This is a genomic window from Oxalobacteraceae bacterium OTU3CINTB1, from assembly GCA_024123955.1.
Taxonomy (GTDB): Bacteria; Pseudomonadota; Gammaproteobacteria; order Burkholderiales; family Burkholderiaceae_D; genus Rugamonas.
Window position 1 is genome coordinate 3,804,368 of sequence record CP099652.1, and the last position, 17,999, is coordinate 3,822,366.

Here is a 17,999-nt window from a genome sequence, read left to right on the forward strand (position 1 = left end):
CGGCTTATCCCACGTTGATCTGGCTGGCCGCCAGCATCATGCAGCCATCCTTGGTGTAGGCGCACAGGCGGATGCCCTTGGTGAACGGCGAGCGCGCAAGCATCCGTACCGTCGCGGTTTTGCCAGGCACCAGCGGCGGATCGCAGTCCTGCACCTCCCAGGTGTAAAGCACCGGCTGGTCGGCGCCGGTCGCGGTGACATCGAGGATGATCCCCTCGCGCGCCAATTTGGCGCTGATCTTCAGCTGCAAATCCAGCTTCTTGCATACCTCGGTGCGCGGCCGCTTGGGATCGCACTTGTCGATATGGCTGACGTTAAACGCCGGCACCACCTGGTCGCTCTCGTTGATATGGATGGTGGTGGCCGAGGGATCGTAGGCGAAGCGCATACTGCCCTCCGGCGATCCGGGACGCTGGTAGAACGGGTCGATGCGGATGTCGAAATCGAGGCACTCGAACGCTTCGATCCACAACACCGGCATGCCGGCGCTCTTGGTGTCGTATTCGAGTATCAGCCAATCCTTGGTGCCGATGGCCGATGCCACCAGCTCATTGATCTTGGTGATCCACTTGCGCACGGTCTTGTCGTAGCCGGCGTTCAGGTCATCGGCCGAGGTGTTGGACAGGATCTCCTCGACACCCTCGCGCAGGTCGACCATCTCGCCCGGCTTGAACTCGAAGCGGAACGCCGCCACTTCCATGCCGAAGGTTTTGAACGGACGCGCCGCATCCTCGTCCGGCAACCAGAAACGGTAGCCGCCGCGCTGGGCGATGCCTTTGCAAGGCAGGTCGCACTGCGGCTTGACCTCGTGCTGGTATTCCTTGCTCGTTTCGCATCCGGCGCTGTCGCGCACCACCACCTTGACCTTCTCGCCGCCGGCCACCGGCTTGCTGAGATAGGTGTTGATATTGATGGCGCCCGTATCGCTGGCGTATGGCATCACGCCGCCGGAGATCGGCACGCTGACCTGGTAGGTCTTGGCCGACATGTCTTCGACGTAGCTCTCCTTGCCCAGCCTGAGCGTCGACGGCACCGTCACTTGCTGCTGCGCCGATTCGGCGCCGGCGCTGTCGCGGATGGAGATCGTGTGGTCGCCGACGCCGAGCGTGAGCGGTCCGACCAGTTTTTTGAACGGCTGGCCGTCAAGCTGGTAGCTGACCGGCTGCATGCCGCCCTCCGGCGTCAAGGTCGCCGCCGCGTTGCCCTGTTCATCGGTGCAGCCCAGCGCCACGCTCAGGCCGAGCGGCGGCAGCGGCAGCACGTACTGGATGCCGCCCTCGCCGCCGCAGCGGTACGGCAGGAAGAAGTCGGCGATCACCGTGCCGTTGGGTAGTTCGTTCGCCAGCTCGGTAATCGGATCGCTTTCCAATGCCGTCAGGTTCAGGGTGGGGAAGCCGGCGGCGGCACCGTCGCCGGCGAGAGTGCTGAGCAGGATCTGGAAATCGGTGTCTCCGGCATAACGGCTGTCGCTGCCGAGGCGCTCGACGGCGCGTTTGACGGCATCGGCGCGCGCTGGCAGCCTTCCGGTGCGGCGGCCCGGCGTCACCGGCGCGGCGACCAGAAAGTTCGATGCACTGCCGTTTTGATTCTGCTGCGGCCCGTCCTCGTGATACACCAAGATGAACGTTCCGCCCAACGGCACGCCCGCCTTGTGCTGGATGCCGGGGTGCTTTTGCAGGAAATAGGCCAGCACCTGCTGCTGTTTGAGTTCGCGCATCCGACGCAAAAACTCGTCGTTCAACGCTCGCATCGGCTCCAGATTGCAACCGTACAGCACTTGGTCGAAATGATCGATCAGCGCCTCCTGCGGGACGAACTGCTTGAGGTCATCGGTGACGCTGTCCGTCTCCTGGTCGCGGAAGTGATGCGTCAGCGCGAGCAAATCCTCGCACTTGTTCTCGAAGTCGGCGAAGGCCAGCGCGTCCAGGCTGGCCGGCAGCGTCTGCGCCAGTTTGGTCATGTAGTAGATCGACACCGCATGCGCAAAGAACTTGGGCGCCAGCCCGGTGGTACCGGTGAAGATCGCGCAAAACAGCATCAGGATCGCGTTCAGGTCGATCTGGTCCTGATCGACCTCGATATACGGTCGCGCCATGAATCCGGCCAGGTATTTTTCGTACCAGGCGCCGACGGTGTTGGCGTCGAAGGTGAATTGCGGCGCGCGCTGCTTGAGCAGAAAATGTTTGGGGGCGCCCGCCGGCAGCGCGGTGTCGGCGGCGACGTCGTACATCGCGCGTATGCCTTCTGTCAGCGTGGTCAGCACGTCCTCGCGTAGCACGTCGAACAAGGTTTCCAGGTCGGAGAAGCGGGCGCTGTCCTTGTCGGCCAACGGCACGCTCTCGTCGAAGGCCCCGGTCCGCAGTGCCACCACTTCGATCGGCAGGCGATAGCGGGTTCTCAACGTCAGCAGCGTGTTGACGACCGGCTGGTACTGTTTGCCCAGATGGCCCTCGATGCGCAGGAAGTTGTGCGGCTCCAGGTCGAAGCGCAGCGGGTCCGTGACGAACACCGGCGCGGCCGGCACGTATTCGCTACTGCGATAGCCAAGCGTTTGATTGGCGCGCAGGCGCCGGCTGCGCGCGGGACTCCACAACTGGTGCAGCGGCGGCGTGCCGTTCAACGCATAATAATATGGCAGCGCCTTGTCTTCGATCGCGCCGGCGCCGAGGAAACTTGGCGTGATGCGGATTTGCTTGTCCAGTGGCGTCGAGGTGTCCTGCTTGGGCAGCGCCGGCTGGTGCGTAAAGCTCGCCAGCATGCCCACCAGACGGTCGAACAATATCAGGAACTCGTCGCGCAGCAGATCGCCGGCGCAGGCGGGTTGAAAGCCATTGCGATACAGCCCGCCGTTGATGCCGTCGGCGCGCGCCACGCCCAGCATCAGGTGGCGCGGGAACAGCAGTTCGGAGGGCACGCAGGCGCACAACAGCTCCACGCCCTTCCAGCGCATCTCGTCGTAGGCGCGCAAAAGATCGTCGAACAGGTCGTAATAATATTGGAGGAAGGCGATCTGCGATGGATTTCCGTAGGCGTCATCGAGAAAACCCAGCTTGGCGTTGAAGCCGCCGAACGGATCGGCCGGATGCTGCTCCTGCAGCAGCGGCTTGAACGCCTCGTAGGCGGCGCTCAACGCTGCACCGATGCTCTTCGCCAGTTTCGCGTCGTGGAAAACTGCGCGGAAAGCGGACAGCACGTGTTCCGTCGTGGTGGGGGCGCTATTGGGCACGTCATAGCGCGGCAGCCGGATATCGGGCAGATTGAGGCGCGTCAGCATGCGCGCCTCCAGGTCGGCCGTGGTCAGGCCACTGCCCTCCGCCGCGCCCTCGGCGATGATTTTGTCCAGGTCCGTGGCGGTGATCAACAGGCGCCGCACCGTCACCACCAATTGCGATCCGCGGTCGTTGCAGTCGTTCGGGCTGCAATTGCGCAGTCCTTCCTTCTTCAATTCGACGAACAGCAGCACCGCTTTGTTGGTCAGGAAGTCCGCCGGAGAGTTCAGGGCCGTGACTTCGGGTTCGCCCGCCGGGAACAACTCCCACATCGGGTACGCGGGCTTTCCCGGCTGGCCCTTGTCACGGAACAGCGGGTAGTCGATGTCGAGCGGCAGCGTGTACTCGCGATAGGACGTCAGCGCCAACGGATCGGCTTCCACAACCAGATAGCCTTCGGTGGTGATGCCGCAGCCGGGAGCCAGATGCACGGTGGTGGTGGCGTCGTCCAGCTTGAGCGTCAGCCCGCAGGCGATGCCGATGCCGATCAGATTGGCGCGCGTCAGCCGTTCCTGCTCGCCAAGATAGTCGAACAACTGGTTCAGGTGCAGGTTCGACAACACCTGATTGGCCTCGAAAACGGGATAAGTATCTTGGACAGCTTTCATGTTCAGCACCGTCTTTCAAAAGTGACGTATGAGTTGACCTGCCTATTTTTTCGGTTTCGAGGCCTTGGCCCGCTTGCGCAGCGGGTTCTCGGCCGGTGCTGCCAGTTCGGTGGGCGCCGGCGCTGGAACTGGAACGGGAACGGGAGCGGGAGCGGGCTCGATCTCCACCTCGGGTTGCGCCGTCGCCGTGCGGCGCGGTTGCCGGCCCAGCGCCGTGCTCCCCAGCCGCACCGGATTCAGGTCGCTGCCATCGTCGCAGTCGTGCAGCGTGGCGCCAGGGTAGGTGTTGCGCAGCTTGGCCAGCAACGCCAGCACGATGCGCAGGCGGTACGACACCTCGGTGTAAGCCGCATAGCGGGCGCGCAGCAAATCCTCCACCCGCGACGCCGTATCTGCCTTGAAGGTCATGCCGGGACACGGTTGCACCGGCTGCGGCGTAAATGCCGTGAACTCGGCGGGCGCCCTGCCGGCAATCATATTCGCCTCGATCCAGGCGTCGAACGCCAGGCCCCATGGGAGCACGATGCCAGCGGCGCACCGGCAAAGCGCCGCCTCGCCGCCCTCCACCGGTCCCTCCAGTCCTTCGGCAAGGATCGCCTGCACCCTCGCCTGCACCCGCTCCGTGGTCCAGTCGAACGGCGCGTTTGCCTGCAGCCAGGCGCACCAGGCGTTCTCGAACCGTTCGAACTGCCAGCCGTTCAACACCACTTCCTTGAAATGCGCCAGCATCAGGTTCTTCACCTTCGCGAACAGCGCTTCCTCCAGCACCGTGGTGCAGGCGAAGTCGGAAGCTTCCGGCTTGCTCGCGAAGGCGTTGACCAAGGCGGATTCCAGGGCGTCCGGCTGCCAGTACCATAGCGTCTTGTCCGCATACCAGCTGTTGAAGATTGCGGAAAAACCCTCGTACAACGCCTCGGCGCACGCGCAGGCCGCGACTCCGCCGGAGCGTTTGCCATCGTTGGTCAGGCCTTCGGCTTGCAGTAATTCGGCCACGTCGCCCACCACCGGTTCGCAGGGATTGACGATAAAACCGTCGTTGACCACCCAGCAAACCTTGGCCAGCAAGTGCGACGGCAGCTCCTGCTGTATCGTGCGGTCGGCGAAGCCGCGCAGATCGAGGTTGTCGTTGAACGGCGCGGTCCATCCCGGCATGACGAAGCTTAGACGGAACGAATACGGATCGGCGTCGTCGCAAGCGGTGCAGCCGGCGTCGGAACACGGGGCGATCAGCGCGTCACCGGGGAATTTGGGCCGCAGCAGCAGGTGCTCGACGACGATGCCGCGATAGTTCGCGCTCCAGGACAGCAATTCCTCCATCAGCTCACGGACGGCGGCCAGCGTGTCGTATGCCTCGGCACCGGCTCCCATCGCCGCGCCATCCTTGTCCCTGACCTTCAGGCGGAACTTGCCGCCCTGGCCGACAAGGTGGTAGGCCTCCGGCTGGCTCAGACGCGCGATGACGGTGTCGTAGGCCAGTTGGCGGGCCGCGTCGTCATCGCTGGCGGTGATCGGCGCGGCAAAGGTCCCTTCCAGCCAGACCCGCTCGTGCCGGTCCCGCAGCGCGTAGCCGCCGACGCTGCCCAGCGCCGACATGGTCCATGCGAACGCCAGCTCCGGGTAACCCAGCAACAGGCTGACACGCAGCTTGATACCGGCCACGTTCTCCGGCGCGCACGGCTGCCGGGAGTAGTCGAAGGCGCGCCCGCGGTCGCGGCTGATGCGCGGGTAGCCGTCGAGGAAGCCGATCTTGTCGTCGATCAGCCGCTGCATGCCGGTTTGCACGCCGCGTGCGTTGGTCAGCAACAGCGCATACTCGGCGAAGTTCTCGCCGAAGCGTGCCAGCAGATGGTCCAGGAAGCGGTTGCGCCGCTGCTGGAACTCGGTCTGGGTCTCGGTCATCGCGTTCAGCTTCGCCGGCGTCAGGCCCTGCACCACGTCGCCGTAGGCCGCGATCACCGTTGCATCGAGCTCGCGGGCAAAGTAGCTGCGCGTCTGTTTCGGATCGAGCGAGAACAAGTCGGCGACATGGGACAACTGTTCGCCCGCGTTGGCCAGCAACTGCTCGAACACCATCAGGTACGCCTGCAACTGGCGCGCCTGCGCCTTGCGTAACGACGACGCATTGGCCGACAAACCGGCCGGCCCAATGCCGTAGGTGTCCGGAAAACCGTATTGCAGCGGATGGTAGCTGTTCGGCCGGCGGAATGTCCCCGATGGCACGGCCAGGTCCAGCGGCGCGTTTTTGATCTTGCCGCGCTCCGCCTCGCCCTGCAGCTGCGTCAACGTGTCGGCCGCTTCGTCCATGCGGGGACGGAACGGCAAGCCGTTTTTCATGAACAGAAAGCGCGAGCGGCGGAAGTACAACCGTGGCTGGTGCAGTGGACTCATATACAGCTGCCACGCCGCGCTGCCTTTGGCCGGATCGAACAGTAGCGCGCCGCCGGTGATGGTGGGATCGGCCGCGCCCTTGACCAACTCGCCCTCGGCGTCATACTTCGACATGAGCAGGCTGCCGATCGCCACCACGCCCTCGATGTCCATCAAGAGATTGATCAGGTCCGAGTTGCGCAGCACCGTCTTCAAGCCGGAGGCGGCCAGTTCGTCCTGTTTCAGGAAGCCGCCCTCCGGCATCGGGCCGTTGAAGATCTCCTCCACCGGCACGCCGCTGTCGAGCATTTCGCGAAGGCTGTAATGCCGCACCGGCGGGTTGAAATACTGCTCGATGCGGAACCAGGCCTGGGCTTGCACCAGCTCGATATCTGCGCCTGGCGCCACCTCGATGTCGGCGCAAACCGCGACGTCCTCGATCTTGACGGTGCCGATGCGGCACCAGTCTTCGTCCAGATTGCGGCTGGCGGCCAGCGTGTCGCGGCTGTGGTCCACCGCCTGCCATGTTTTGCGCGCTTTTTCACGGTAGCGCGGAATGGCGCCTCCGGAACCCGGCGCTTGCAGCAGGATGCGCAGCGCGGCGACGGTGGTGGCGGCGCGCGTCGGATTGTCTCCGAACAGGTGGAGCGCGACGCCGCGTATCGCCACCTTCAACGCGCCCGCCAGTTCCACCTCGAACGCCAGGTAGAAGACGCCGTTCCAGTGCTGGCGCAGATAACGGTCGCGGCCCGCGTCGTCCAGAACCGGATCGCTCATCACGTCGTACGTCCTGGTGGCCCCGATTGACAGCAGCTTCACGCCAACTGCGGCGCCGGGTTCCATGAACGCTTGCCAGTCGACCGGGTGCGCCAGCTCCCAATTCGGAAAGCGAAGCTCCAGCAGCAGCTCATGCGGTTTGCCATCGGCGCCATTGACGCTGGCTTCCAGTTCCACTTTTGCGTCATTCAGATCGCCCGACTCCGGGTCCGCCTCCAGTTCCAGCAGCACCTCGTAAAGCCCACGCACATCGATGCGTTGTTGAGCGGTGGCCGTCTTCGGCGGGCTGGCGTAGCTGTAAATCTGCTGATTCAGCTCACAATAGCTGTAATAGACCACGTCGCATGCGCACTGCTTGCAGAACACCCAGGCGTTGCGCACCGGGCCGAGGCCAATCAGCAGGCGGCGGTAATCGTCGGGCGTGACCGGATTGACGGTTAAAATCTCCCGCGCGGTGAAAAAGGATTGATAGGGATAGGGATGCGCGGGGTCGGCCGCGGGCGTGGCGGACATCAGCAGATCCTTGATGTCCCAGCCGTGCCGGTACGCCAGCTCCGTCAGCAGGTAGCATAGCTGCTCCAGGATCGTGATGCCGGGATCGTGGGCGTTGTAATCGGTCCACGCGGCGCTGGACATCTGTTCGATGAACTCTATCCCTTCGCGCCGCAGCGCGTAGAAATCGGCAGCGGGAGTGAGCACCGGCTGTGCCGGAATCGTGACCGGGACCTTGGAGGATTCGACGTTCATGACGCCTCGCAGGGGCAATGTTCGGCGGCTCCCGCCTGATCCTGTGGATGCAGCACGGTGACCGAGTGCTTCACCGCCGGCACCGAAACCAGTATCGACACAGCCAGCGAGCCGCTTACCTCCGCCAGATCGACCATGCCCTGATCGCCGTCGATGTCATGGAACAGCTGGAAGTCGGTGACATAGTCGACGTACGGCCGTTCCTCGACGAAGTTGATCAGCACGGATTTGTAGACCTTTCCGCCGAAGGTGGGGCTGGCGCCGTCCGCGTACGCCCACGGCGACAGAAAACGGGTGATCTCCTCGCGCAGCAGCTTGACGTGGTAGGACTCGTCGTAGCCGCCGTGGAGCCGCAGCTTGAATGCCAGCCGCACCTCCTCGAATTTCGGGTTGCGGACGTGCAGCCGCACAAAGCACCCGCTGCGCTGGCGCAGGAAGCCTTCTATCTTCTGCAGCAGATCGAGGCTGGTGTTGGGCCTCAGCGGGTCACGCAGATTCTGCGACAACTGGCTCGGTATCGTAACGACGGTGACGTGGCCTGGCGCGAGCTCGCGGTAGATGCCGACGCCGTCGTCCGGCTCGTACCGGGTGTGGTTCAGGCACTTTACCTTGTGGATCTGCGGGAAGGCTTCCAGCAACAGATGTTCGTAATCCCACAGCGCGATGGCGCGGTCCTTGTGCCGCAGCCGCTCGCTGACCCGCGTCTGGAAATCGCCAGGCGCTTCGGCGCCGCGCCCGCCGAAGCTGGCGAACGGCTGGGCAAGCTGCTTGACGGCGGGATCAGGCGCCGCCAGCTTGGTCGCCACGCCGGCCGGCAAGGTGGTCGCGGCGAAGGCCGGATCGTTATCGCGATCGGTGAAGCGTGCCTCCACCGCCTGCGCCGCCACCAGCAACAGGCGGCAGGCCGCATCGACCTTGCGCTGCACCGCCAGCCGTATCCAGTGCAGGCCCGGAGCCAGCAAGGTGTTGGTGGCGGTGGCGTCGGCCGGCATTGCCAGCGTGACGATGCCGGAGTTGAGCAGTCCAGCCGTGCCGTCGCCCACATCGTTGTCGGCAAAGGCCACCCATTCGTTATCACGCAAATAGCTCCAGGCGATGTGCTGGTTTGGCTTGGACGACAGCGGATCGGCGGTGCCCGGCGCCACTTCCATCAACAAGGACAGGTTTTGCGGCGGCTTGAGCGCGGCGACGCCGATGTAGAACTCCGCCGCGCTTTCCGTGCCGGAATCGGCCTTCTGGAACGCGAACCGGGGCAGCATCGCCACCTTGTGCGCGCTGTTGCGCAGCGGATGCTGCTCCGCCTGTCCAAACGGTCCGACGTGGAAAAAGCGCGCCTGGCGTTTGGCGTAGGCTGCGGCATCCGTGCTATCGAGCGCGATGATCTGGCTGGCGCTGTAGTCGATCGAGATGGCTTTCATCAAAGGCCCGACCGGCGGCGCGCCGGGGTTGGTGCCCTCGCCGGGCTTCTGGTGCAAAAAGGTGACCAAAGCCGCCTGATAGGCGTCTTGTCCGAATCCCGTGTCCAGCGACAGCCGCAGGTATCCCTGACGCGAAGTGTTGTCGTAAAACTGTGGCTCGGGCGGGTCAGGTGCGTCGATCACCGGCAAGGTAAGGCCGGAGGTCAGCGCGATTTGCGTGGCGCCCACCGCCACGGGCGCGATCCCGCTGTTCAACCACTGTCCGCCATTGAGGAAAGCGATGCTCATGGTCGGCATGGGCGTCAGCGGATAGGGCCGCAGCGGCTCGTCCTGCCACAGCGCCTGGATCACTGCACTAGTCAGCTTCTTCTGGAAGATCTCGCGCGCGCCGATGATCAACGCGCTGCCTTGCACCGGCTGCGCGCCGAAGGGCTGGAACGGCTTGGAGGTATCGACGGGACCGAAGTCGTTGGAGACGCTGAGCGCTTTGATTCCCTTCACCTGCACGCCGACCTGGCAGCTGCGCACCATCAAATCCTGCAAGCGTCCATAGGCATAGCCGGCATTTGGACGCTGCCGCAGCAGCACCTGCATCACCGGCAGGCCGACGCCGAAACGGCCACCGTGCACCTTTTCCGACCAGGCGACGATGGCCGGGTCGGCGCCGTCGGCCCGCAACGTCAGGCGCAGCACGCCGCCGGCGAATTGCAAGTGCGCCGGCGACTTCTCAAGCCAGCCTTGTTCGGTCGTCAGCAGGCAGACCACGTCGGCGGCCATGTCGCCGGCCGGTGCGGCGCCTTCGAGCTGCAAGGCGATCTCGATGTCGCGCGTGCCCTCGGACAGCAGCAGGTAGTGCGATGCCACGGCGAACCCGATGGTCGCCGGCGGCATGTCGATCCGCGCCAACGTGCCGTTGGCGTAGCGTTTGTTATGGAACGGATGCCAGGACGGCTCGTCGGCGGGCAGCGCCGCGCCCAGGCCATCGCTGGAATTCGCCACCGGCGAGGCGTAGAGCCGGCCGGCGTCATGAACGGCGCCGCCGGCCACCTTCTCGGCATCGTGCCGGTACAGCGTTTGCAGCGACGCGATGGCGGCCTGGTTGAGGACCGTCGACCGCGTCAGTTCGAACAGCGCCTCCTTGCCCCGTGCGTCCTTGCCCGCTTTGACCAGCGTACCTTCCGCCAGGAGATGCGCCGGCACCTGCTTCGCCAATTCCCCCAGCAAATGAACATGGCCCGGTTGCGCGCCCTTCTCTTTCAGGCGAAGGACCTCGCGGTAGTAGAAGTCCATATGCCGGGCTGTCAAGGTATTCGACTCGGCGCGCACTCTTTCGTACAGGCGGAGGAAAGCCAGGAACAAGCCGTAATGCGGCTCATGGGTGTCGCGCACGGTGAAGCTCTCTTCAAGCGCGACACCAGCCGCAGCGACCGCGCGCGCATAAACCTTCAACAGCCGGTCGAAAATGGACGTAAACAGATTATGCGTGGCGATGTGATTGACCCGGGCGAATAGCGTCGCCCCGCTGCCGTAAATGCCGGTTTCCGGATACAGCGCCGGATTGCCGAGGTTGAGCAGATACTGGGGCCAGTCGGTCGCGGCGTCGTCGACGATCCAGTCGGCGGACAGCGGATGCGCGCTATCCAGCAGCGCCTGCGGCAGCGTGAGCGCCGCGCCGAGGATGTCCAGCGATGGCGGCGCGTCGGCCAGGTAAGGACCGGCTGGTGGACCGGCGGCCACCATGCCGTCGCGGTGGTACAGCAGCAGCGTCTTCAACGCAGGCGCCAACTGTCTGGCGATCAGGTTCTGTAACAATGATTTAAGCGGCAGTTCGGCCGGCAGGCCTTGCGATAGCTGGTCCAACCGGGCGGCCAAGGTGGCGGCGCTGCCGAACAACTGCCCGAGACGCAGCCGCAGGCCGGCTTCATCGGCATCGTTGTCGAGGGTATCGAGGAAATCGAAAGCGGCCTTGATCGCCGACTTGTAGCCGTCCACGTCTTGCACCGCCGCCACGGCCAGCTGCACCGAGACATCGTTGCTGAAGAAGTCCCGCCAATCGCCATCCGGCTGGTTCTTGTCGTTGAAGAAGCGCAGGTACGCGGCATAGGCGCGGGCGAATATCATCCGGTGCGCGGGCTCGCGCTGATCGACAGGCGCGTAGTCCGGCGACAGCGCCGCCACCCGGCGCTGCGTCTGGCTACACCCTTCCCGTACCAGCTTGAACGGATCGGTGTTATGCGTGCAATCGTTGAGCGGCATCGGATACCCGCGCTATGGCAAAAGGTTCACCGAGGTGGTGAGGTTGATGTCGGTGCCTTCCAGTTTGTAGAACGGGAAGACGAAATTAAAGCGCGAGTTGGTGGCCTTGACGCGGTACACCACTTCGATCAGGATCACGCCTTCCAGCTGGCGGCTGTCGTCCAACACGACCTGTTCGACCTCGATGCGCGATTCAAAGTAAAGGATCGCCGTCTCCACCTTGTCGGCCATCAGCGTTTTCATCCGCGTATCGAGACTCTCGAACACCAGTTCATCCAGATTGCATCCGTATTGCGGCAGCATGGTGCGCTCGCCCAGCGCGGTGGTCAGCAGCACCTCCAGGCTGGAGGCGATGTCGGCTTCGTCCTCCAGCATCTCCACCCCGCCACGCGCGCGGCTGAAGGTGGGCGGAAATGACCAGCCACGGCCCAGATATTCGCGTCGCATGCTCAACCTCCGATCAACACGGTGGCCGCCCCGGGACCGATGACGGTGCCGCCGCCCGCCGTCAGGTCGGCCAGCCGCGCCGCCGGCACGCCGCCTATCATCACCGTCGCCGAGCCCTTGATGATGACGTCCGCACCGCAGCTGTCGCCCATGCGCGCGGCCGGCATCCCCATGATCAGCACCGTCGGCGCGCCCGGCGGAATGATCGGCGCGGGCGCACCGCTGGTGGCGGGACTGACTATCATGTCGCTGATCCTTGCCGCTGGCAGCATGCCGTTCTCCCTTTATGGCTGGTCCGACTAGTTAATCTGCACCATGCCGCCCTGTATCACGGCGGTGGCACTGCCCTTCAAGGTGGTGCTGGCACCCGATACTTCGGCGGTGGCCGTGCCGGCGGCCTTGAATCCGGCGCTGGCTTTCAGTTCTATGTTGACGCCCTCGAACTTGATGTCCTTCGCCGCCTTGAACACCATGTCCTTGCTGCTCTCGACCTTCACGCCGCTGTCGTCGAGCGTGATCTTGTTGCCATTCTGGTCCTCGATAACGATGCCCTTGGCGTCGTCCGACAAGGTGACCCGGTTGCCGGCGGGGGTCTCCAGCAGCGCGCGCTTCTTGTCGTCGTCGAACAGCATGCGCAGCTTGGCGCGGCTGACGTAGCCCTTCAAATCGTTCTTGTCCGCCAGCGCTTCCGGCGCCGGCTTGGCGCTGCTGTGGCACATGCCCAGCACCACCGGGTGGCGCGGATCGGCGTCCAGGAAACCGACGATCACCTCGTCGCCGACCTCCGGCCGGAAGAAGCTGCCGCGCTCCTTGCCGGCGTCCAGGCAGGCGATCCTGCTCCATACGCCTTCGGTCACGTTGTCCGCGAACGGCAGCCGCACCGCGATGCGCTCCTCGTGCGCCGGATCGCCTTCCAGCGCGGTGACCACGCCGATCTGCAAGCCGCTGACGGCCGGCAGCAGGCCGGCCGCCGGCAAGGGCCGCAAGTCGGCCAGGGCCGCGAACTGCTTCGATTCAAGGCCGAACTGCACGTCGGTCTCCCAGTTGCCGCCGCTGACGCTGTGGCGCACGCCGGACACATACAGTTTGCCGGCAAAGCGCTGGCCGACGCCGTTCAACGCCATCACATCGCCCGGTTTGATGGCCGCCAGTCCCTGGCAGCGCGCCCGCCCGCGCACCTTGGCCAGGCGCTCGCGCTGCAGCTGTGCGTCGGCCCAGGCCTGCAACTCGCCTTGAGCCAGTCCGCCGCCATGGCGCAGCAGCAGCGCTTTACCCGCCGCCACCTTGGCCAGGTCGGCCGGTTCCAGGTTGCCGCTGGAACCGGCCTTGCCTTCGCTGGCCTCGGCCACCAACAGCTTCTGGTCGGCCGCGCTCCAGCTGCTGGCGTTGACGGCCCGGCTCTGCGAGCGGGCGTCGATCTCCGCGTCCAGCTCTATCAGGCTCGCGCCGAAACGCACGCTCAGCGCCTCGGCCGCGGTGGTGGACGGACGCATCACCTTGATCTTGCCGTCGTCGGCCAGCACCACCATGCCGTTGGCTTCCGCGCGGCACAGCATGTAGTCCCAATCGCTGGCCTGGAACTGCACCGATTCCTCCAGCGCCGCGCCGGTCGACTCGACTTCGTGTTGCAGACCGTGGGCGCCGACCAGCTGTTCGATGATTTCGCTGTCGCTCCGTGCCGCGAAGTGGCGCGTAGCCGGCTCCGTGCTCATTTTTACCGCCTCGTCGCGGCAATCGATAATCAGCTGGCTGGAATTCTTGCGCACGCGGATGCTATGCCTCACGATCACACCTTTGAACACCGTCTCGTTCTTGGCCTGATAACCGAGCTTGATCTCGATTTTTTTACCGGGGATGAAATGCTCGGCCTCACTGGCGGGAAAAGTCGCCTGCGCGGCATCGCCATCTTTCAACTCGATCATCGCGGTCGGTATGCGGTTCAACTCGCGGGTGACCTCCACGTTCAGCACATGGAACTGGCCCGCCACGTCGGTTCCCTCCACGATCACGGCGAAGGTGCAGACGTCGGCCTTTTCGGTGCCGGGGATGACGCCGCCGTCGTTCATCGCACCGCTCCGTTCTTGCTCAAAGGCGGAAACACCAACTCCTGGCCCGGCACCAGCGCGCGAAAGTCCGACAGCCCGTTGACGCGCGCGACGTCCAGATAGTGGCGCGGGTCGCCATAGACCCTGAAGCACATCAGCGGCAGCCGGTCGCCGGCGCGCACGGTGCGGATATGTGTCAGGTCGGGCGAACGGCGGTCCTCCTTGGCGATGCGCTTCTGTTCCTCGATGCTGCCTTTGAACTTGGTCTTGGCCAGCGCGCGGATCGGCTGCCCGTCCGGATTAAACAGCTTGTAGGTGATGGCCAGCTCGATCGCCCGTCCCTTGAAGATCAGGTTCCCCCACACCAGCTTGAGGTGGAACGGTTCATGCGAATCGGGGCGGTACTCGGTCAGCAGCTTGCGGAAGGCGTCCACCTGGTCGAATACACCGTCCTTGTTTGGCTTGCCGTCGATGATGCCGGTGCTGTCGAACAAAAACTCGAACTCCAGCTCCTCCGGCATCGTGTAAGCGAACTTCTGCTGCGCGCCGCTGCTGCCCTGGCCCTGCCCTTCGGCGGTCTTGACCTTGTATTGCAGCGTGTACGTTTCCGGATTGATCAACGCCTCGAAGCTGCCCTTGGCATCGAGCTTGCCGCCGGTTTCGGCGGCCGCCGATGTCTCGAAGGCCAGTATCAGCATCTTCTCAAGTTTGCCCTGGGCTGCCATCAGCGCTCCATTTTGTTTTGCAGTATGCGCAGCACTTGCTCGACGCATTGGGCGACGATGGCTTGCTGCGCCTGGTCTCCGGACGTGTCGGCGGCGCCGCCGGCCGGCGCGGCGCCCCCTCCCGCGCCCGCGCCGGCGGTGACGGCCACCTTGATGTGCAGCTCCCTGATCTCTATCGGCATGACGGTCCCAATCTACGCCTGTACATGGCTACTGGATATTGAAGTAACGGTAGGACAGCTCCATCGTCTCGATGACCACCGTGTTCTCGCCCGAGTTGAAATCGCTGACGGACCACTTCTTCGGTATCGCCTGCACGATCTTCCACGTGCGCAGCGGATCGCCCGCCTCGTTCATCAGGATGACGTTGACATCGGTCGGCTCGAACACCCGGTCGCGGAAGGCGTCCATGAACCAGGCGATCAGCGCGGAATCGGTCAGCATGCCGCGCTTGAGCACCAGGTCGGCGTACTTGGTGCGGCCCGGCAGCTTGTGGCTGAACCGGTTCTCGCCGCCCTCCTTGTACTCCTCCATGTCGTATTCGACGCTCAATCCCGACACCGTCTGGAAACGGACGTCGTTCTTGCTCTTGCTGGCACCGAATTCGACCCGGTAGTAAAAGCTCCACGGCGGATAGTAGTCGCTCATGTCCGCCGCCGGCTCAGATCTTCATCAGCTTCAATCCCTCGTGGGCGATTTCCAGCGTCTCGATCGCGGTCTCGTTGGCGTCCGACTTCAGGTCCGGGGCACTGATCTTGACCGGGAAGCAGCGCGTGGCCGACCATGCCGCCACCGGCAGGTGCTTCTCGTTGAGCAACCGGATGATGACGTCGCGCCGCCCCTCCGAGCGCTCGTTGGACACCTCGTCCATCCACTTGTTGTAGTCGAAATCGGCCTCGAACTTGCCGCGCTTGAGGGTGATGTTGCCGTTCTTGGCCATCCCCGGCATGGCGATCTTGTTGAAGTCCTTGCTGTCGCTGTGACGGTACTCGATCTTCTCGCGCTCCATCACCAGCCCGGTCACCTCGGTGAAACTGATCTTGGCGCCACCCCAGTCGACCTGGAAGTGGAAACGGGGGATGGGATATTCTTGTGCCATGACCTACTCCTTCACTTGTACGGTGGATGAAAACCCCGGATCAGGATTGCGCCAGCTTGTGCGAGAAGCGCAGGATGATGAATTCGGCCGGCCGCACCGCCGCCAGGCCCACTTCGACGATCATGCGGCCCTCCAGCAGGTCCTGCGCCGTCATGGTTTTGTTCAGGCCCACCGCCACGTAGAAGGCGTGATCGGGCTTGGCGCCCTGCAGCGCGCCCTGGCGCCACACCACCGTGAGGAAGTTCTCGATCATCGCCTGCACCCGCACCCATGTATTGGCGTCGTTCGGCTCGAAGACGAAGTTGGCGCAGGCCTTGTTGCACGACTCCTCGATGAAGATGAACAGCCGCCGCACATTGATGTATCGCCATTCGGCGTCGTTGCCGGCCAGCGTGCGCGCGCCCCACACCAAGGTGCCCTTGCCGGTGAACGGGCGGATGGCGTTGACCGATTTGCCGGCCACCGGATCGTCGTTGAGCAGCTCCTGGGTGGCGTTGGTGAATTCGATACTGGGCTTGAAGACCGCCGTCACGCTGACGTTGGCCGGCGCCTTCCATACGCCGCGCGAGGCGTCGACGGCGGCGTAAATGCCGGCCATCGTGGAACTGGGCGGCAGCACGCAGGGCATATCGCGGATCGCCGCCTTGGCGCTTTCGTAGATCTGGCTGTTCTTTTCGGGGAGCTTGTCCAGCGCCTTTTGCGTGGTGGCCGCCGCGTCCAGCGTGTCGTAGTAGTCCACCAGGGTGGTCGCCTCGTCGTATGCCATGTCGAGCACCGTGTCCAGATTGGGCGCGTAGGCGGCGCCATACTTCAAGTTGTTGACGCCTAGCTTGTCCCTGAACTTGCCGACGATCGTGTCGATCTTGGCGTGCGGGTCGCCCGGCCCGGGCTGGGCATCCTCACCGTGGACATCCATGATGACGAAACGGTCCTTCAACTTGGCGCACTGCGCCAGCGCCGCCTCGTTGATGGTGCAGAAATCGGCGAGGCCCATCGCCTGCGCCTCCGGGAAGACGATCAAGGTCGGCTCGTCGACGATCTCCAGCGCGAGCAGCCCGGCCGCCAGATCGGTCTCCTTGATGTCGGAGGTCTCCGCGTGGATGCCGACCGAGACGATATAGCACGCGCCGCCGCCGTTGGCGAAGAACATCTGCATCGCGTAGTACAGCAAGTACTTGGAACGCTTGGTCGGATCGAGCGTGGCGGTGAACTTCTGCCCGGTCACGTTGCCGGCGGGATCCTTGGTCTTGGTCGCCTTGACGGCGATCTCCTTCTCCTTCTGCGGCAGGCCGAAATGCTGCTCGAACTCGACCATCGAGGTGATGCGCAGCGGCGTGTTGAGCGCGGCGCCGTCGAGCTTTTGGGTATAGCCGATAAAGGCGGGAATGGCCGTGTCGACCGCCGAGATAATCGGCGGGAACTTCGGTATTTCCTCGATATAGACGCCGGGAGTCTTGTACACCTGTGCCATCTCTACACCTCTTTCAGAAAGGATTAGGGCTTATCGGGAGAATATTCGACTGGGTTTCCACAATAAGTTCGGTCTGGGTCGGCGATCCCTGGAATCGCAGGTCCAGCATACGCATCACATACATCACAAACGGATACTGCTTGCCGCCCAAGGTGCCCCAGAGATGATTGACTTCTTCCATGGCGGGGGAATACAGATCGAAGATCAGCCGGAATTGCGACAGCCGGTCCATGACGTTGACCGGCGCGTTGAGCGCCAGCGATTGCGGCGCCACGCTGGTTTCGGTGAAAGTGTTCTCGAGCTGGAAAAAACGGATCGCGCGCGACAGCATCAGCAAGGCGCCGGTATAGCTGGTGTGGGTGGCGGCGATGAGGATTTGAAAATTCAAAAACACCGGCGGGTTTTCATACACGGCTTTGTTGCTGATCAGATCGCGCATGACGTGCGGCGTGTTCTTGAGCGATTTCTCTTCCTTGATATTGACGATCTGCAGATTGAGCACGTCGCGGGAAACGCCGCCGCCGCCGGCGGTCGCCTTGAAGCCTTCGGCGATATTGCCAAGTTCGACGATTGGTGTCGCCGTTGGGCCGTATTCCTTCAGATGAAGGTTCAGCTCGTTGACGATGATGGTCAGCGCGTGCGGAATCACGTGACGTATCTCCAGGTAGACCTGTGGGTGGGCCCGGCGTCCCTATCCGCCTGGCCTGCGACGCTAACGATCGCTAACTCAGCCAGAAGACTAGCAGCCCGGGCATAAATATCAAGCTTTA

Annotated in this window: 12 protein-coding genes; all 12 read right to left on the reverse strand. The window is 63.8% G+C overall.

Annotation, left to right across the window (positions count from 1 at the left end; all coding sequences use genetic code 11):
• Positions 1-4: 4 nt before the first annotated feature.
• The 12 genes from NHH73_16550 to NHH73_16605 are packed head-to-tail and all read right to left on the reverse strand — an operon-like array spanning position 5 to position 17,878.
• Positions 5-3,877 carry a hypothetical protein gene (locus NHH73_16550; protein ID USX24237.1) on the reverse strand — a complete coding sequence of 1,291 codons (3,873 nt, stop codon included), beginning with the start codon at positions 3,875-3,877 and terminating at the stop codon, positions 5-7.
• A 42-nt stretch (positions 3,878-3,919) separates the two neighbouring features.
• Positions 3,920-7,768, reverse strand: a complete 3,849-nt coding sequence (locus tag NHH73_16555; protein ID USX24238.1) for a hypothetical protein — start codon at positions 7,766-7,768, stop codon at positions 3,920-3,922.
• Positions 7,765-11,442, reverse strand: coding sequence for a hypothetical protein (locus NHH73_16560; protein ID USX24239.1), 3,678 nt, complete (start codon positions 11,440-11,442; stop codon positions 7,765-7,767). The genes NHH73_16555 and NHH73_16560 overlap by 4 nt, the downstream gene beginning before the upstream one ends.
• A 12-nt stretch (positions 11,443-11,454) precedes the next feature.
• A complete protein-coding gene (locus NHH73_16565) occupies positions 11,455-11,889 on the reverse strand; it encodes a GPW/gp25 family protein (GenBank protein USX24240.1) in 435 nt (144 codons plus the stop codon).
• A gap of 2 nt (positions 11,890-11,891) precedes the next feature.
• Positions 11,892-12,134: a PAAR domain-containing protein gene (locus NHH73_16570; GenBank protein ID USX24241.1), complete on the reverse strand. Its 243-nt coding sequence runs from the start codon at positions 12,132-12,134 to the stop codon at positions 11,892-11,894.
• Between the two features lie 54 nt (positions 12,135-12,188).
• A complete protein-coding gene (vgrG, locus tag NHH73_16575; protein USX24242.1) occupies positions 12,189-13,955 on the reverse strand; it encodes a type VI secretion system tip protein VgrG in 1,767 nt (588 codons plus the stop codon).
• Complete coding sequence (locus tag NHH73_16580; protein USX24243.1) at positions 13,952-14,659, reverse strand: hypothetical protein; 708 nt, start codon at positions 14,657-14,659, stop codon at positions 13,952-13,954. The genes vgrG and NHH73_16580 overlap by 4 nt, the downstream gene beginning before the upstream one ends.
• The gene (locus NHH73_16585) at positions 14,659-14,841 is read right to left on the reverse strand and encodes a DUF5908 family protein (protein ID USX24244.1); all 183 of its coding nucleotides are present in this window, start codon (positions 14,839-14,841) and stop codon (positions 14,659-14,661) included. The genes NHH73_16580 and NHH73_16585 overlap by 1 nt, the downstream gene beginning before the upstream one ends.
• Positions 14,842-14,869: 28 nt before the next feature.
• On the reverse strand, positions 14,870-15,307 hold the full coding sequence (locus NHH73_16590; protein USX24245.1) for a phage tail protein: 438 nt from the start codon (positions 15,305-15,307) through the stop codon (positions 14,870-14,872).
• A 13-nt stretch (positions 15,308-15,320) separates the two neighbouring features.
• Complete coding sequence (locus NHH73_16595; GenBank protein USX24246.1) at positions 15,321-15,758, reverse strand: phage tail protein; 438 nt, start codon at positions 15,756-15,758, stop codon at positions 15,321-15,323.
• A 40-nt stretch (positions 15,759-15,798) separates the two neighbouring features.
• The gene (locus NHH73_16600) at positions 15,799-17,229 is read right to left on the reverse strand and encodes a phage tail sheath subtilisin-like domain-containing protein (GenBank protein USX24247.1); all 1,431 of its coding nucleotides are present in this window, start codon (positions 17,227-17,229) and stop codon (positions 15,799-15,801) included.
• A 13-nt stretch (positions 17,230-17,242) separates the two neighbouring features.
• On the reverse strand, positions 17,243-17,878 hold the full coding sequence (locus tag NHH73_16605) for a DUF4255 domain-containing protein (protein USX24248.1): 636 nt from the start codon (positions 17,876-17,878) through the stop codon (positions 17,243-17,245).
• Positions 17,879-17,999 lie beyond the last annotated feature (121 nt).

Excerpts from the sequence above, each read along its gene's own strand:
- NHH73_16585 (USX24244.1), bottom strand. The coding sequence starts at position 14,841 with ATGCCGATAGAGATCAGGGAGCTGCACATCAAGGTGGCCGTCACCGCC.
- NHH73_16580 (USX24243.1), bottom strand. The coding sequence starts at position 14,659 with ATGGCAGCCCAGGGCAAACTTGAGAAGATGCTGATACTGGCCTTCGAG.
- vgrG (USX24242.1), bottom strand. The coding sequence starts at position 13,955 with ATGAACGACGGCGGCGTCATCCCCGGCACCGAAAAGGCCGACGTCTGC.
- NHH73_16555 (USX24238.1), bottom strand. The coding sequence starts at position 7,768 with ATGAACGTCGAATCCTCCAAGGTCCCGGTCACGATTCCGGCACAGCCG.
- NHH73_16600 (USX24247.1), bottom strand. The coding sequence starts at position 17,229 with ATGGCACAGGTGTACAAGACTCCCGGCGTCTATATCGAGGAAATACCG.
- NHH73_16550 (USX24237.1), bottom strand. The coding sequence starts at position 3,877 with ATGAAAGCTGTCCAAGATACTTATCCCGTTTTCGAGGCCAATCAGGTG.
- NHH73_16590 (USX24245.1), bottom strand. The coding sequence starts at position 15,307 with ATGAGCGACTACTATCCGCCGTGGAGCTTTTACTACCGGGTCGAATTC.
- NHH73_16565 (USX24240.1), bottom strand. The coding sequence starts at position 11,889 with ATGCGACGCGAATATCTGGGCCGTGGCTGGTCATTTCCGCCCACCTTC.
- NHH73_16595 (USX24246.1), bottom strand. The coding sequence starts at position 15,758 with ATGGCACAAGAATATCCCATCCCCCGTTTCCACTTCCAGGTCGACTGG.
- NHH73_16560 (USX24239.1), bottom strand. The coding sequence starts at position 11,442 with ATGCCGCTCAACGATTGCACGCATAACACCGATCCGTTCAAGCTGGTA.
- NHH73_16570 (USX24241.1), bottom strand. The coding sequence starts at position 12,134 with ATGATAGTCAGTCCCGCCACCAGCGGTGCGCCCGCGCCGATCATTCCG.